At 72.0% G+C, this 14,930-nt stretch carries 14 protein-coding genes; all 14 read left to right on the forward strand.

The genetic code is table 11. The features are described from left to right. Positions 1-218: 218 nt before the first annotated feature. Positions 219-836, forward strand: coding sequence for a papain-like cysteine protease family protein (locus ACIQGQ_RS16045; protein ID WP_402395725.1), 618 nt, complete (start codon positions 219-221; stop codon positions 834-836). Between the two features lie 4 nt (positions 837-840). Next, a complete protein-coding gene (locus ACIQGQ_RS16050; protein ID WP_402395728.1) occupies positions 841-1,767 on the forward strand; it encodes a hypothetical protein in 927 nt (308 codons plus the stop codon). Between the two features lie 98 nt (positions 1,768-1,865). Continuing rightward, positions 1,866-3,881: an excinuclease ABC subunit UvrC gene (gene uvrC, locus ACIQGQ_RS16055; protein ID WP_402395730.1), complete on the forward strand. Its 2,016-nt coding sequence runs from the start codon at positions 1,866-1,868 to the stop codon at positions 3,879-3,881. After that, positions 3,878-4,861: an RNase adapter RapZ gene (rapZ, locus tag ACIQGQ_RS16060; RefSeq protein ID WP_402395733.1), complete on the forward strand. Its 984-nt coding sequence runs from the start codon at positions 3,878-3,880 to the stop codon at positions 4,859-4,861. The genes uvrC and rapZ overlap by 4 nt, the downstream gene beginning before the upstream one ends. After that, on the forward strand, positions 4,858-5,892 hold the full coding sequence (yvcK, locus tag ACIQGQ_RS16065) for a uridine diphosphate-N-acetylglucosamine-binding protein YvcK (protein ID WP_402395736.1): 1,035 nt from the start codon (positions 4,858-4,860) through the stop codon (positions 5,890-5,892). Before rapZ ends, yvcK begins: the two co-directional genes overlap by 4 nt. Continuing rightward, positions 5,883-6,872 (forward strand): DNA-binding protein WhiA, encoded by a 990-nt coding sequence (gene whiA / locus ACIQGQ_RS16070; protein WP_352275030.1) that lies wholly within the window; start codon positions 5,883-5,885, stop codon positions 6,870-6,872. The genes yvcK and whiA overlap by 10 nt, the downstream gene beginning before the upstream one ends. A gap of 259 nt (positions 6,873-7,131) precedes the next feature. Next, positions 7,132-8,142, forward strand: coding sequence for a type I glyceraldehyde-3-phosphate dehydrogenase (gene gap, locus ACIQGQ_RS16075; protein ID WP_402395739.1), 1,011 nt, complete (start codon positions 7,132-7,134; stop codon positions 8,140-8,142). 108 nt (positions 8,143-8,250) lie between these two features. Next, a complete protein-coding gene (locus ACIQGQ_RS16080) occupies positions 8,251-9,462 on the forward strand; it encodes a phosphoglycerate kinase (RefSeq protein WP_402395742.1) in 1,212 nt (403 codons plus the stop codon). A 6-nt stretch (positions 9,463-9,468) separates the two neighbouring features. Continuing rightward, the gene (tpiA, locus tag ACIQGQ_RS16085; protein ID WP_376688069.1) at positions 9,469-10,257 is read left to right on the forward strand and encodes a triose-phosphate isomerase; all 789 of its coding nucleotides are present in this window, start codon (positions 9,469-9,471) and stop codon (positions 10,255-10,257) included. A gap of 115 nt (positions 10,258-10,372) precedes the next feature. Then, positions 10,373-10,609 (forward strand): preprotein translocase subunit SecG, encoded by a 237-nt coding sequence (gene secG, locus ACIQGQ_RS16090; RefSeq protein ID WP_402395745.1) that lies wholly within the window; start codon positions 10,373-10,375, stop codon positions 10,607-10,609. Positions 10,610-10,718: 109 nt separating this feature from the next. Continuing rightward, positions 10,719-11,054 carry an RNA polymerase-binding protein RbpA gene (locus ACIQGQ_RS16095; RefSeq protein WP_266720873.1) on the forward strand — a complete coding sequence of 112 codons (336 nt, stop codon included), beginning with the start codon at positions 10,719-10,721 and terminating at the stop codon, positions 11,052-11,054. A 152-nt stretch (positions 11,055-11,206) separates the two neighbouring features. Beyond that, positions 11,207-12,859, forward strand: coding sequence for a glucose-6-phosphate isomerase (gene pgi, locus ACIQGQ_RS16100; RefSeq protein ID WP_402395748.1), 1,653 nt, complete (start codon positions 11,207-11,209; stop codon positions 12,857-12,859). A gap of 4 nt (positions 12,860-12,863) precedes the next feature. Continuing rightward, a complete protein-coding gene (locus ACIQGQ_RS16105) occupies positions 12,864-13,367 on the forward strand; it encodes a PH domain-containing protein (protein ID WP_402395751.1) in 504 nt (167 codons plus the stop codon). Beyond that, entirely contained in the window at positions 13,364-14,905 is a 1,542-nt protein-coding gene (locus tag ACIQGQ_RS16110; RefSeq protein ID WP_402395754.1) for a PH domain-containing protein, read from the forward strand. The genes ACIQGQ_RS16105 and ACIQGQ_RS16110 overlap by 4 nt, the downstream gene beginning before the upstream one ends. Positions 14,906-14,930: the final 25 nt, after the last annotated feature.

A 14,930-nucleotide genomic window follows, 5' to 3' on the forward strand; every position in this document is an offset into this window, starting at 1 on the left:
GGTGAACGTTCACGGCGCGGTGCCCGGGGGGCCGTGCCGGAAGGGTGGTGCCGCAGGTGGCCGGGGGAGGGCCGTTCACGTACCAGCCACGCCGTTCACACCGCGATGTTCCCCCGCATTGAAGCGTGTTGACCCGCCTCCGACAACGGTCGATGCTCCTCGCACAGCGTCCGGACGCGCTCCTTTCGATCCCACACCCCCGCCTCGGGAGGAACGCCATGCGCAACCGAATACGAGTCCGACGGGGACGGTTCCTGGCGGCGACCGCCCTGGCCGCCGCACTCCTCGCCGTACCGACGACGACCGCCACCGCCGCCCCGGCGCCCGCCGCCCCCGCCCAGGCGAGCCCGCTCGCCGCCACCCAGCGGCTGAACATCACCATGCAGGCCCAGCAGAAGAGCAACTGGTGCTGGGCGGCGTCCGGCAACACCATCGCCACCTGGTTCGGCCGGAACTACTCGCAGAACCAGTTCTGCAACGCCGCCTTCGGCCGGGCCCAGGGCTACGAGTGCCCCAACTCCCAGGCCACGCTCGACAATGTGCAGGACGGCCTGTACTGGGCCGGGATCAACCCCGGCTCCTACGTCACCGGCTGGCTCCGCTACCCCACCGTCCAGGCCGAGATCGCCGCCGGGCGCCCTGTGGAGACCCGCATCCAGTGGGCCTCAGGCGGCGGCCACATGCACGTCCTGTACGGGTACGACGACTCGGGCAGCTGGGTCTACTGGGGCGACCCCTGGCCCTCCAGCAACCGCTACAACTGGGCCTCGCACGCCTGGTACGTGAACAACAGCGAGTTCTCCTGGACCCACTCCCTCTACCGGATCGGAGCGTGACGCGATGAACCACGAGGCCACCCGCGCCGCGCACCCCGCCCGGCCCGCACGCTCCCCGCGCACCACCCGGTCCGTCGTCGCCGCCCTGGCCGCCACCGGGGCACTGGCGGGCTGCGCCCTGCTCACCGTCGCGGCCCCCGGAGCGGCCGCCGCCACCGGCCCGACCGCCGGACCGGCCGCCCTGGCCGCCGCCCGGGAGGCGGCCGCCGAGCCCGCCACCCTGGACACCCTGGCCCGGTTCTTCGCCCGGGAGGGCGCGGTCGGCAGGTCGGCCGCGGCGCCCCGGATCGAGGGCGCCACCGTCCCGGTGCGCACCCTCGACCCGGACTTCGTGGCCGGGAAGCCGGGGGCGCCGGTCGCCCGGCTCGACTACCTCGCCACCACCGCCGTCTCCTCGGACGGCCAGAAGGCGTCCCTGTGGTCCCTTCCGAAGGAAGGGACGGACGGCGCCTGGCAGGTGGTGAACATCGCCACCGGCGACGACGAGTTCCGCTACACCGCCGCCGGCGCCCGGAAACTGCCCGGCGGGACGGTCTTCCACGAGCCCCAGGTGGACGCCTGGTACGTCCAGAAGGGCACGAAGGTGCTCCCGCTGGACCAGGACGCCGTCCGGGCGATCGGCCCCCGGGGCACCACGCTCGCCGCCTACCGCACCCGGGTGCGCGCCGCCTATGGGGACAAGCTCCCCGGCTCCGGATACGCCCGGTCGGGCAGGGCGGGCGGCTACGCCCCGTCCACCGCCCCCGCATCCGGCACCGTCCCCGCATCCGGCACCGCCGCCGGTCGGCGGACGGCCGCCGCGGGCGCGGTCTCCGGCCCGGCGGTGAGCGCCGCCTCGGCCGCGGCCGGAGCCGGTGCCCTGCTCGTGCTCGCCCTCACCGGCCGTGCCGTCCTGCGCGGACGGCGGCGGGCCGACCCGGCGGGCGGCTGACCCCGGCCCCCGGGGCGCGCTCCCACGTTCCGCGCCCCGGGGACCGGCACCGCTTCCGGTCGGCCGTGCTGTCGGTGCCCGCCAGTAGGGTGGGAGGCATGGCAGACCCCTCCAGCTACCGCCCCAAGCCGGGTCAGATCCCCGACTCCCCGGGGGTCTACAGATTCCGCGACGAGCACCGCCGGGTGATCTACGTCGGCAAGGCCAAGAACCTCCGCCAGCGCCTCGCCAACTACTTCCAGGACCTGGCCTCGCTCCACCCGCGCACGCGCACCATGGTCACCACGGCCGCCTCGGTGGAGTGGACGGTCGTCTCCACCGAGGTCGAGGCCCTCCAGCTGGAGTACTCCTGGATCAAGGAGTACGACCCCCGGTTCAACGTCAAGTACCGCGACGACAAGAGCTACCCCTACCTCGCGGTCACGCTGAACGAGGAGTTCCCGCGCGTCCAGGTCATGCGCGGGGCCAAGAAGAAGGGCGTCCGCTACTTCGGCCCGTACGGACACGCCTGGGCGATCCGCGAGACGGTCGACCTGATGCTGCGGGTCTTCCCGGTGCGCACGTGCTCCGCCGGGGTCTTCAAGAACGCCGCCCGGACCGGCCGCCCCTGCCTCCTCGGCTACATCGGCAAGTGCTCGGCCCCCTGCGTCGGCCGCGTCACCCCCGAGGAACACCGCGCCCTGGCCGAGGAGTTCTGCGACTTCATGGCCGGCCGCACCGGCTCGTACATCCGCCGCCTGGAGAAGGAGATGACGGCGGCCGCCGAGGAGATGGAGTACGAGCGGGCGGCCCGGCTCCGCGACGACGTGGAGGCCCTCAGGCGGGCCATGGAGAAGAGCGCCGTCGTCCTCGCCGACGCCACCGACGCCGACCTGATCGCACTCGCCGAGGACGAGCTCGAAGCCGCCGTCCAGATCTTCCACGTGCGCGGCGGCCGGGTCCGCGGCCAGCGCGGCTGGGTCACCGACCGGGTCGAGAACGTCGGCACCCAGGGCCTGGTCGAGCACGCCCTGCAGCAGCTCTACGGGGAGGAGACCGGCGACGCCGTGCCCAAGGAGGTCCTCGTCCCGGCCCTCCCCGATGACCCGGACGCGGTCTCCCAGTGGCTCGCCGGCCGCCGCGGCTCCCAGGTCAGCCTGCGCGTCCCGCAGCGCGGCGACAAGAAGGACCTGATGGCGACGGTCCAGCGCAACGCCCAGCAGGCCCTGGTGCTGCACAAGACCAGGCGCGCCTCCGACCTCACCACCCGCTCGCGCGCCCTGGAGGAGATCGCCGAGGCGCTCGGCCTCGACACCGCCCCGCTGCGCATCGAGTGCTACGACATCTCGCACCTCCAGGGCGACGACGTGGTCGCCTCCATGGTCGTCTTCGAGGACGGCCTCGCCCGCAAGAGCGAGTACCGCCGCTTCCAGATCAAGGGCTTCGAGGGCCAGGACGACGTCCGGTCGATGCATGAGGTGATCGGCCGCCGCTTCCGCAGGTACCTCCAGGACAAGGAGCGCGACGGCGAGTGGGAGCAGGCCCCCGAGGACACCCCCGTACCGTCGGACTCCGCCCCGGCCGGCACCGAACCGCGTGAGGACGACGGGCGGCCCAGGCGCTTCGCCTACCCGCCCCAGCTCGTCGTGGTCGACGGGGGACAGCCGCAGGTCGCCGCGGCCCGGCGCGCCCTCGACGAGCTCGGCATCGACGACATCGCCGTCTGCGGCCTCGCCAAGCGCCTCGAAGAGGTCTGGCTGCCCGATGACGACGACCCCGTCGTCCTGCCCCGCTCCAGCGAGGGCCTCTACCTCCTCCAGCGCGTCCGTGACGAGGCCCACCGCTTCGCGATCACCTATCAGCGCGCCAAACGGGCCAAACGGATCCGTTCCAGCCCCCTGGACGCGATCTCCGGCCTCGGCGAAACCCGGAAACAGGCGTTGATCAAGCATTTCGGCTCCGTGAAGAAGCTGAAGCAGGCGACAATCGACGAGATCTGCGAGGTTCCGGGGATAGGCCGCAGGACGGCGGAATCAGTGGCCGTCGCCCTCGCCTCGACCGCCCCGGCCACGCCCGCCGTGAACACGGCGACAGGAGAGATCATTGAAGAGGACGACGGGGGCAGCACGCCATGACCGAGCGTGAGCGCGAAACCGCGCACGAGCAAGCAGTCGAGCACGACGGCACCGACCGAACAGACGGAGCACCACACGTGAGTACGGGCACCACGATCGAGACCGGCGACGGGAATGCGGCCATTCCCGAGCTGGTGATCATCTCGGGGATGTCGGGCGCCGGCCGCAGCACCGCGGCCAAATGCCTGGAGGACCTCGGCTGGTTCGTCGTCGACAACCTGCCGCCCGCCCTGATCCCCACCATGGTCGAGCTCGGCGCCCGCTCGCAGGGCAACGTGGCACGGATCGCCGTCGTCGTCGACGTCCGCGGGCGGCGCTTCTTCGACAACCTCCGCGAGTCCCTCGCCGACCTGGACGCCAAGCACGTCACCCGGCGCATCGTCTTCCTGGAGTCCTCCGACGACGCCCTGGTCCGCCGCTTCGAATCGGTCCGCCGCCCCCACCCCCTCCAGGGCGACGGCCGGATCGTCGACGGCATCGCCGCCGAGCGCGACCTGCTGCGCGAGCTGCGGGGCGACGCCGACCTGGTGATCGACACCTCCAGCCTCAACGTCCACGAGCTGCGCGCCAAGATGGACGCCCAGTTCGCCGGCGACGAGGAGCCGGAGCTGCGCGCCACGGTGATGTCCTTCGGCTTCAAGTACGGGCTCCCGGTCGACGCCGACCTGGTGGTCGACTGCCGCTTCCTGCCCAATCCGCACTGGGTCCCCGAGCTGCGCCCCTTCACCGGGCTCAACGAGGAGGTCTCCGCCTACGTCTTCGACCAGCCGGGCGCCAAGGAGTTCCTCAACCAGTACACCGAGCTGCTCCAGCTCATCGCCGCCGGATACCGCCGCGAGGGCAAGCGCTACGTGACCATCGCGGTCGGCTGCACGGGCGGCAAGCACCGCTCGGTCGCCATGTCCGAGAAGCTGGCGGCCCGGCTCGCCACCGAAGGCATCGAGACCGTCCTCGTCCACCGGGACATGGGGCGCGAGTGACCAGCCGCAATCTGCGCCTGCGGCGGCTGCGCAGAGCCACCTCCGCGCTCCCCGGCCGCAAGCGCGGCGCCCAGCCCAAGGTCGTCGCCCTCGGCGGCGGCCACGGGCTGTCCGCCTCCCTCGCCGCGCTCCGGCGGATCACCGGCGACCTCACCGCGGTGGTGACCGTCGCCGACGACGGCGGCTCCAGCGGCCGCCTCCGCGAGGAGCTGGGCGTCCTGCCCCCGGGCGACCTGCGCAAGGCGCTGGCCGCCCTGTGCGGCGACGACGACTGGGGCCAGACCTGGTCCCGGGTCATCCAGCACCGCTTCCAGTCCCGGGGCGACCTGCACGAGCACGCGGTCGGCAACCTGCTGATCGTCGCCCTGTGGGAGCAGCTCGGCGACCCCGTCCAGGCACTGGACCTGGTCGGCAGGCTGCTCGGCGCGCACGGCCGGGTGCTGCCGATGTCCGCCGTTCCGCTGGAGCTCCAGGCGCTGGTCCGCGGGCACGACCCGGCCCGCCCCGACGACGTGGACACCGTGCGCGGCCAGGCCACCGTGGCGCTCACCCCCGGCGAGGTGCAGTCCGTCCACGTCGTCCCGCACGCCCCGCCCGCCGTCCCCGAGGCGGTCGAGGCGGTCCTCGACGCCGACTGGGTGGTGCTCGGCCCGGGGTCCTGGTTCTCCTCGGTGATCCCGCACCTGCTCGTCCCCGAACTGCTCGACGCGCTCGTCGAGACCAAGGCCCGCAAGGTCCTCTCGCTCAACCTCGCTCCGCAACCGGGTGAAACTGATGGCTTCTCCCCGCAGCGTCATTTGGAGGTTTTGGGACGACACGCCCCTAAACTCGCCCTGGACGTGGTGTTGGCCGACGAAGCCGCCGTGCCCGACCGTGAGTCCCTCGCCGATGCCGCCAAGCGGCTCGGTGCCGCGGTCGAGCTGGCGCCGGTGGCCTCACCCGACGGCGTTCCGATTCACGACCCGGAGCTGTTGGCCGCCGCGTACGACCGTATTTTTCGGATGCATGGAAGGATCGGCCCATGGCGATGACGCAGGCGGTGAAGAGCGAAATCTCTCGGCTTCCTGTCACCCGGACCTGCTGCAGGAAGGCAGAGGTCTCGGCGATTCTTCGGTTCGCGGGTGGGCTGCACCTGGTGAGCGGCCGGATCGTGATCGAGGCGGAGCTGGACACCTCGATGGCGGCGCGGCGGCTCAAACGGGACATCCTGGAGATCTTCGGCCACAGCTCGGAGCTGATCGTGATGGCCCCCGGCGGGCTGCGCCGCAGCTCCCGCTACGTCGTGCGCGTCGTGGCGGGCGGCGACCAGCTGGCCCGGCAGACCGGGCTGGTGGACGGCCGGGGCCGCCCCATCCGCGGGCTGCCCCCGCAGGTGGTCTCGGGGGCGACCTGCGACGCCGAGGCCGCCTGGCGCGGGGCCTTCCTCGCCCACGGCTCGCTCACCGAGCCGGGCCGCTCCTCCTCCCTGGAGGTGACCTGCCCCGGTCCCGAGGCGGCGCTCGCCCTGGTCGGCGCCGCCCGGCGGCTCTCCATCGCGGCCAAGGCCCGCGAGGTGCGCGGGGTGGACCGCGTGGTGGTCCGGGACGGGGACGCGATCGGCGCCCTGCTCACCCGGCTCGGCGCCCATGACTCGGTGCTGGCCTGGGAGGAGCGGCGGATGCGCCGCGAGGTCCGCGCCACCGCCAACCGCCTGGCCAACTTCGACGACGCCAACCTGCGCCGCTCCGCGCGGGCCGCAGTCGCCGCCGGTGCCCGGGTCGGCCGCGCCCTGGAGATCCTCGGCGAGGAGGTGCCCGAGCACCTCGCGGCGGCGGGCCGGCTGCGCATGGAGCACAAGCAGGCGTCCCTGGAGGAGCTGGGCGCGCTCGCCGACCCGCCGCTGACCAAGGACGCGGTCGCCGGCCGGATCCGCCGCCTGCTGGCGATGGCCGACAAGCGGGCCCAGGACCTGGGCATCCCGGGCACCGAATCCACCCTCAGCGAGGAGCTCGCGGACGGCCTGGTGAGCTGATCCGGAAGGGTGCCCCGTCCGGCCCCGCGCCGGTCGCGCGGGACCTCCGCAGAAGCTGACGTTGCGTAATCACCGCTGCGTGTGCGGATGAACGGCGAAGGCCCGTACTCCTACCGAGGAGTACGGGCCTTCGCCGTTCGGACGGCCCCGTTCGATGTCACCCCGGGAGCCCCGGAGAGGTAGGGTCGGAGGCGGTCGGGGACATCTCATACAACTCGCCGGGGTGAGAATCCCGCGTATTCAACGAGGAGATCGGTTCGTGACGATCCGCGTAGGCATCAACGGCTTCGGTCGCATCGGCCGCAACTACTTCCGCGCGTTGCTGGAGCAGGGTGCGGACATCGAGATCGTGGCTGTCAACGACCTGGGTGACACCGCGACCACGGCCCACCTGCTGAAGTACGACACGATCCTCGGCCGCCTCAAGGCAGAGGTCAGCCACACCGCCGACACCATCACCGTCGATGGTCACACGATCAAGGTGCTCTCCGAGCGCAACCCGGCCGACATCCCCTGGGGCGAGCTGGGCGTCGACATCGTCATCGAGTCGACCGGCATCTTCACGAAGAAGGCCGACGCCGAGAAGCACCTCGCCGGCGGCGCCAAGAAGGTCCTCATCTCGGCCCCGGCCAAGGGCGAGGACATCACCATCGTGATGGGCGTCAACCAGGACCAGTACGACGCGGCCAACCACCACGTCATCTCCAACGCCTCCTGCACGACCAACTGCGTCGCGCCGATGGCCAAGGTCCTCGACGAGAACTTCGGCATCGTCAAGGGCCTGATGACGACGGTCCACGCGTACACGAACGACCAGCGGATCCTGGACTTCCCCCACTCGGACCTGCGCCGCGCCCGTGCCGCCGCGGCCAACATCATCCCCACCACCACCGGCGCCGCCAAGGCGACCGCCCTGGTGCTCCCGCAGCTGAAGGGCAAGCTGGACGGCATCGCCATGCGCGTCCCGGTCCCGACCGGCTCGGCCACCGACCTGGTCGTCGAGCTCCAGCGCGAGGTCACCCGGGACGAGGTCAACGCCGCGTTCAAGAAGGCCTCGGAGGACGGCGACCTCAAGGGCATCCTCTTCTACACCGAGGACCCGATCGTGTCGTCGGACATCGTCAGCGACCCGGCGTCCTGCACCTTCGACTCGTCGCTGACCATGGTTCAGGACGGGACGTCGGTGAAGATCCTCGGTTGGTACGACAACGAGTGGGGCTACTCCAACCGTCTCGTCGACCTGACCGTCTTCGTCGGCGCCCAGCTCTGACCGTCGAACCGGCAGGTACCTCGATGTGAGCACGGGGCTCGAACAGCGCAACGTCGCGCCGTTCGGGCCCCGTGGCATGCTCTCCCGCTCTCCAAGGAGTCCAGCAAGATGAAGACGATCGACGAACTGATCGCCGAAGGGGTCACCGGCAAACGCGTGTTCGTGCGCGCCGACCTCAACGTGCCGCTGAGCGGCACCGCCATTACCGACGACGGCCGCATCCGCGCCGTCGCACCGACCGTGAAGAAGCTGGTCGCGGCCGGCGCGCGGGTCGTCGTCGCCTCGCACCTGGGCCGCCCCAAGGGCGCCCCGGACCCGGCCTTCTCGCTGGCGCCCGCCGCCGCCCGGCTCGGCGAACTCATCGGCACCGACGTCGCGTTCGCGACCGACACGGTCGGCGAGTCGGCCCGCGCCACGGTCGCCGCACTGGGCGACGGGCAGGTCGCCGTCCTGGAGAACCTGCGCTTCAACCCGGGCGAGACGTCCAAGGACGACGCCGAGCGCGGCGCGTTCGCCGACCAGCTCGCCGGACTCGCCGACCTGTACGTGGGCGACGGCTTCGGTGCCGTGCACCGCAAGCACGCCTCGGTCTTCGACCTCCCGGCCCGCCTCCCGCACGCCGCCGGCGACCTGATCGCCACCGAGGTCGGCGTCCTGAAGAAGCTCACCGAGAACGTCGAGCGCCCGTACGCCGTGGTGCTCGGCGGCTCCAAGGTCTCCGACAAGCTCGGCGTCATCGACCACCTGCTGGAGCGCGCCGACCGCATCCTGATCGGCGGCGGCATGGCGTACACCTTCCTCAAGGCCCAGGGCCACGAGGTCGGCAGCTCGCTCCTCCAGGAGGACCAGATCCCGGCGGTGCTGGAGTACCTCAAGCGCGCCGAGGACCGGGGCGTGGAGTTCGTGCTCCCCGTCGACGTCGTGGTCTCCGAGAAGTTCCCGGACCTGAAGACCAAGGCCCCGACCGAGCACCGCACGGTGCCCGCCGACGCCATGCCGGCCGGTTTCATCGGCCTGGACAACGGCCCCGAGACCAACAAGCTGTACGCCTCGAAGCTCGCCGACGCCGCCACCGTCTTCTGGAACGGCCCCATGGGCGTCTTCGAGCACCCCGACTACGCCCAGGGCACCCGGGCCGTCGCCCAGGCTCTCGTCGACTCCCCGGGCTTCAGCGTGGTCGGCGGTGGCGACTCCGCCGCCGCCGTCCGCACCCTGGGCTTCGACGAGAACGCGTTCGGACACATCTCGACCGGTGGCGGTGCCAGCCTCGAATACCTCGAGGGCAAGACGCTCCCCGGCCTCGCCGCACTGGAGGACTGACCTTTCATGACTGCTACTGCCCATGGCCGGACCCCGCTGATGGCGGGCAACTGGAAGATGAACCTCAACCACCTGGAGGCCATCGCCCACACCCAGAAGCTCGGCTTCGCGCTGACCGACAAGGACTACGACGCCGTCGAGGTCGCCGTCCTGGTGCCCTTCACCGACCTGCGTTCCGTGCAGACCCTGGTCGAGGGCGACAAGCTGAAGATCAAGTTCGGCGCCCAGGACATCTCGGCGCACGACTCCGGCGCGTACACCGGTGAGGTCTCCGGCCCGATGCTCGCCAAGCTCCGCTGCGCCTATGTCGCGGTCGGCCACAGCGAGCGCCGCCAGTACCACGGCGAGAGCGACGAGCTCTGCAACGCCAAGGTGAAGGCCGCCTTCAAGCACGGCCTGACCCCGATCCTCTGCGTCGGCGAGGGCCTGGACGTCCGCAAGGCCGGTGACCAGGTTTCCTACACCCTCGCGCAGCTCGACGGGGGCCTGAAGGACGTACCGGCCGAACAGGCCGCGTCCGTCGTGATCGCGTACGAGCCGGTCTGGGCCATCGGCACCGGCGAGGTCGCCACCCCGGAGGACGCCCAGGAGGTCTGCGGTGCGATCCGCGGCCGGCTGGCCGAGCTGTACTCGCAGGAGCTGGCCGACGGCGTCCGCATCCAGTACGGCGGTTCGGTGAAGTCCGGCAACGTCGCCGCGATCATGGCGCAGCCCGATGTCGACGGCGCGCTGGTCGGCGGTGCCGCGCTGGACGCCGACGAGTTCGTCAAGATCGTCCGCTTCCGCGACCAGTGAGTATGCGGTAGCGCCGATCCGTCGTACCCTTGCGGGGGCCGTGGAGGGAGCAGCCTTCCGGCCCCCGCCGTTCGCACATGCAGTCCAGAGGAATTCCGGAAAGTAGGGACCAGCCGTGATTTTGGCGTTCGAGATCGCCCTGATCGTCTTCAGCCTGCTGCTGATGCTGCTGGTGCTGATGCACAAGGGCAAGGGCGGCGGCCTCTCCGACATGTTCGGCGGCGGCATGCAGTCGTCCGTCGGCGGCTCCTCGGTCGCCGAGCGGAACCTCGACCGCATCACCGTGGTCGTCGGACTGGCCTGGTTCGCGTGCATTGTGGCGCTTGGTCTGCTGATCAAGTTGGACAACTGACCCGTCGTACGCGAATCCCGGTGATGGTGTAACTCCTTTCACTGGACGCGCGTTGGGCCTTACGTAGACTGGTGCACCTTCGAGCACCATCACGCAGGGAGTTACGACCGTGGCAAGTGGCAACGCGATCCGGGGAAGCCGGGTCGGAGCGGGGCCGATGGGGGAGGCCGAGCGCGGTGAGTCCGCGCCGCGCCTCCGCATCTCCTTCTGGTGCTCGAACGGGCACGAGACGCAGCCGAGCTTCGCCAGTGACGCGCAGGTACCGGAGACCTGGGACTGCCCGCGCTGCGGCTTCCCGGCCGGTCAGGACCGGGACAGCCCGCCGGCCCCGCCGCGCACCGAGCCGTACAAGACGCACCTCGCGTACGTACGGGAGCGGCGCAGCGACGCCGACGGCGAGGCGATCCTCGCCGAGGCCCTGGCGAAACTCCGGGGCGAGATCTAGAAGTTCACCGGCCGGGCACCCCCAGGGTGCCCGGCCGGGCTGCTTCCGCCGTGCCGCGGGCCGCCCGCGCCTCGCCGGTGCCCCCGATCAATTAGGTTGGGAGGCGCAGCGGGGCAACTGCAGGCACGAGAAGAATTGGGCTGATTTCCGGGATGAACACACCTAGCCGAACCAGGCTCGACCAGACGCCCGAGTGGACCGCACTGGGCAAGCACCGCGAACAGCTCGGCACCACCCACCTGCGGGAGCTCTTCGCGGCCGATCCGGAGCGCGGCACCGGATACACCCTCCGGGTCGGCGATCTGTACGTCGACTACTCCAAGCACCTGGTCACCGACGAGACGCTGCGGCTGCTGCGCGCGCTCGCCGGGGCCACCGACGTGGCGGGGCTGCGGGACGCCATGTTCCGCGGCGAGAAGATCAACACCACCGAGGACCGCGCCGTCCTGCACACCGCGCTCCGCGCCCCGCGCGACGCGGTGATCGAGGTCGACGGCGAGAACGTGGTGCCCGGTGTGCACGCCGTGCTCGACCGGATGGCCGACTTCTCCGACCGGATCAGGTCGGGGGAGTGGACCGGCCACACCGGCAGGCCCATCCGCAACATCGTCAACATCGGCATCGGCGGCTCCGACCTCGGCCCCGCCATGGCGTACGAGGTGCTGCGCTCCTTCACGGACCGGGAGCTGACCTTCCGCTTCGTGTCGAACGTCGACGGCGCCGACCTCCACGAGGCGGTGCGCGACCTCGACCCGGCCGAGACGCTCTTCGTCATCGCCTCGAAGACCTTCACCACGATCGAGACGATCACCAACGCCACCTCCGCCCGCGACTGGCTGCTCACCGGCCTGCGGGCCGGCCAGGAAGCGGTCGCCAAGCACTTCGTGGCGCTCTCCACCAACGCGGAGAAGGTCGCCGGGTTCGGCATCGACACCTCCCACATGTTCGAGTTCTGGGACTGGGTCGGCGGCCGCTACTCCTACGACTCGGCGATCGGGCTCTCCCTGATGGTCGCCATCGGCCCGGACCGCTTCCGCGAGATGCTCGACGGCTTCCACCTCGTCGACGAGCACTTCCGCACCGCGCCGCCCGAGGAGAACGTCCCGCTGCTGATGGGGCTGCTGGGCGTCTGGTACGGGGCGTTCTTCGACGCCCAGTCGCACGCCGTGCTGCCGTACAGCCACTACCTGTCGAAGTTCACCGCGTACCTCCAGCAGCTCGACATGGAGTCCAACGGCAAGTCCGTGGACCGGGACGGCAACCCGGTCGACTGGCAGACCGGCCCGGTGGTCTGGGGCACCCCCGGCACCAACGGCCAGCACGCCTACTACCAGCTGATCCACCAGGGCACCAAGGTCATCCCGGCCGACTTCATCGGCTTCGCCGAGCCGGTCGCCGACCTGCTGCCCGGCCTGGTCGCCCAGCACGACCTGCTGATGGCCAACTTCTTCGCCCAGACCCAGGCGCTGGCCTTCGGCAAGACGCCGGAGGAGGTGCGCGCCGAGGGCGTCGCCGAGGAGCTGGTGCCGCACAAGACCTTCCGGGGCAACCACCCGACGACGACGATCCTCGCCGACCGGCTGACCCCGTCCGTCCTCGGCCAGCTGATCGCGCTCTACGAGCACAAGGTCTTCGTCCAGGGCGCCGTCTGGAACATCGACTCCTTCGACCAGTGGGGCGTCGAGCTCGGCAAGGTCCTCGCCAAGCGGATCGAGCCGGTGCTCACCGGCGCGGAGGAGGGCGAGCGGCTGGACAGCTCGACCGCCGCGCTGGTCCGCGCCTACCGGGACCGCCGGGGGCGCTGAGCCGATGACCACGGGGGAGGGGACGGTGCGGCTGCGGCCGCCGCGCAACACGTTGGACCCGAGGGCCGTGCGGTGGTGGCGGACCCGGTGTCTGCTGCTGACGGCGGCCCCGGTGGCGGTCCTGGCCGTACTGGGCCTGCTCATCGGGCCGGCCCGGTTCTGGCTGCTGCTGCCCGCCGCGATCCTCGCCGTGCTCGGCGCCGGCGGCACCGTCCTCCTCCCCCTCTGGTGGTACCGGACCCACCGCTGGGAGGTCACACAGGAGGCGGTGTACGTCCGGACCGGCCTCCTGAGGCAGGAGTGGCGGATCGCCCCGATGTCCCGGATCCAGACCGTGGACACCGTGCGCGGACCGCTCGAACAGCTCTTCCGGCTCGCGACGGTCACCGTGACCACCGCGTCGGCCAGGGGCGCGATCCGCGTCGAGGGCCTCGACCACACCACGGCGGCCGAGCTGGCCGAGCGGCTGACCAGGATCACCCGGTCCACCCCCGGGGACGCCACATGACCTCCGGGACGGCGGAGACCGGCACCACCGGCCTCCCCGCCACCGGCTGGCGTCCGCTGGACCCGCGCACCGTCCTGGTCGGCGCGCTGGTCATGGCCGGGGTGGTGGCCGGCGCGGCCGTACCCACCACGCTCGGCCTGGCCGGGCGGCTGGGCACCCCCGCCGCCGTCGCCTGGGTCGTCGCCGGGGCCGTCCTGCTCATCGGCTCCGTGGCGGCCGGCGAGTACGTGCGCTGGCGCCGCACCCGCTACCGGATCGGTGCCGAACGGGTCGAGCTCCACACCGGCCTCTTCCTGGTCAAGAAGCGTTCCCTGGCCCGCGAGCGCATCCGCAGCGTCGACCTCACCGCCCATCCGCTGCAACGGGTGCTCGGTCTGGTCACCGTCCGCATCGGCACCGGTGAGCAGGCCGGCCACGACTCCACCCTGGAGCTCGACCCGGTCGCCCGCCCCGAGGGCGAGCGGCTCCGCCGCGAGCTGCTGGAGCGTACGGCCGACGCCGCCCCCGGCCCCCACCGCCAGGGCCGCCTCGCCACCCTGGACCCGCGCTGGATCCGTTACGCGCCCGTCTCCTTCGTCGCCCCCGCGCTCGGTGGTGCGGCGGCCGGGACCGTGATGCAGGTCAGCGACTGGTTCGGCGCGCAGGGACAGGTGATCGCCTGGGTCGGCGACCGGTTCCGGGACACCTCGGTCACCGCCATGATCCTGATCCTCGTCCTGGCCGCGGTGGCCGCCGGGGTGGTCGGCGCGCTCGGCCTCTGGGTCGAGATGTGGTGGAACTACCGGCTGGAGCGGGAGCCCGGCGGCACGCTGCGCGTCCGGCGGGGGCTGCTGACCTCCCGGTCCGTCTCCATCGAGGAGCGGCGGCTGCGCGGCGTGGACGTGGTGGAACCGCTCGGCGTCCGGGCCCTGGGCGCCGCCCGCGTCGACGCGATCACCACCGGCCTCGCCAAGGACGAGGAGGAGCGGCACGCCGACCAGAACACCCTGCTCCCCGCCGTGCCCCGCCGGGTCGCCGACGCGGTCGCCGCCGACGTGCTCCGCCGGACGGAGTCCCCGACCGGGGCCCCGCTGACCGCGCACCCCCGGGCGGCCCTCGGCCGCAGGATCCGCCGGGCGCTGTGGGCCGTCGCCGTCCCGGCGGCCCTCCAGGCCGTGCTGGGCGCGATGCTGACGCCGGTGCTGCTCTGGACCGCGCTCGGCTGGACCGCCGTGGCGCTCCCCGTCGGGCTGCTGCTCGCCCGGGACGCGTACCGGAGCCTGGGGCACACCCTCAGCGGCGACCACCTGGTGGTGCGCTCGGGCACGGTGCGGCGCTCGACCGCCGCGCTGGAGCGGGCCGGGATCATCGGCTGGACGGTCCGCCGGACGTACTTCCAACGCCGGGCCGGGGTGCTGAGCGTCACCGCGACCACGGCCGCCGGATCGGGCGCGTACACGGCGTACGACACGGACGCGGGCGAGGGCCTCGACTTCGCCGCCCGCGCCGTCCCCGGCCTCCTGGAGCCCTTCCTGGAGCGCGTCCCGCCCACCCCGTGACGCCGCAGGCCCGGCCCGCTCCGAG

The organism is Streptomyces sp. NPDC092952, from assembly GCF_044754785.1.
GTDB lineage: Bacteria > Actinomycetota > Actinomycetes > Streptomycetales > Streptomycetaceae > Streptomyces.

Excerpts from the sequence above, each read along its gene's own strand:
- tpiA (WP_376688069.1), top strand. The coding sequence starts at position 9,469 with ATGACTGCTACTGCCCATGGCCGGACCCCGCTGATGGCGGGCAACTGG.
- uvrC (WP_402395730.1), top strand. The coding sequence starts at position 1,866 with ATGGCAGACCCCTCCAGCTACCGCCCCAAGCCGGGTCAGATCCCCGAC.
- rapZ (WP_402395733.1), top strand. The coding sequence starts at position 3,878 with ATGACCGAGCGTGAGCGCGAAACCGCGCACGAGCAAGCAGTCGAGCAC.
- ACIQGQ_RS16110 (WP_402395754.1), top strand. The coding sequence starts at position 13,364 with ATGACCTCCGGGACGGCGGAGACCGGCACCACCGGCCTCCCCGCCACC.
- whiA (WP_352275030.1), top strand. The coding sequence starts at position 5,883 with ATGGCGATGACGCAGGCGGTGAAGAGCGAAATCTCTCGGCTTCCTGTC.
- ACIQGQ_RS16050 (WP_402395728.1), top strand. The coding sequence starts at position 841 with ATGAACCACGAGGCCACCCGCGCCGCGCACCCCGCCCGGCCCGCACGC.
- ACIQGQ_RS16105 (WP_402395751.1), top strand. The coding sequence starts at position 12,864 with ATGACCACGGGGGAGGGGACGGTGCGGCTGCGGCCGCCGCGCAACACG.
- pgi (WP_402395748.1), top strand. The coding sequence starts at position 11,207 with ATGAACACACCTAGCCGAACCAGGCTCGACCAGACGCCCGAGTGGACC.
- ACIQGQ_RS16080 (WP_402395742.1), top strand. The coding sequence starts at position 8,251 with ATGAAGACGATCGACGAACTGATCGCCGAAGGGGTCACCGGCAAACGC.
- ACIQGQ_RS16045 (WP_402395725.1), top strand. The coding sequence starts at position 219 with ATGCGCAACCGAATACGAGTCCGACGGGGACGGTTCCTGGCGGCGACC.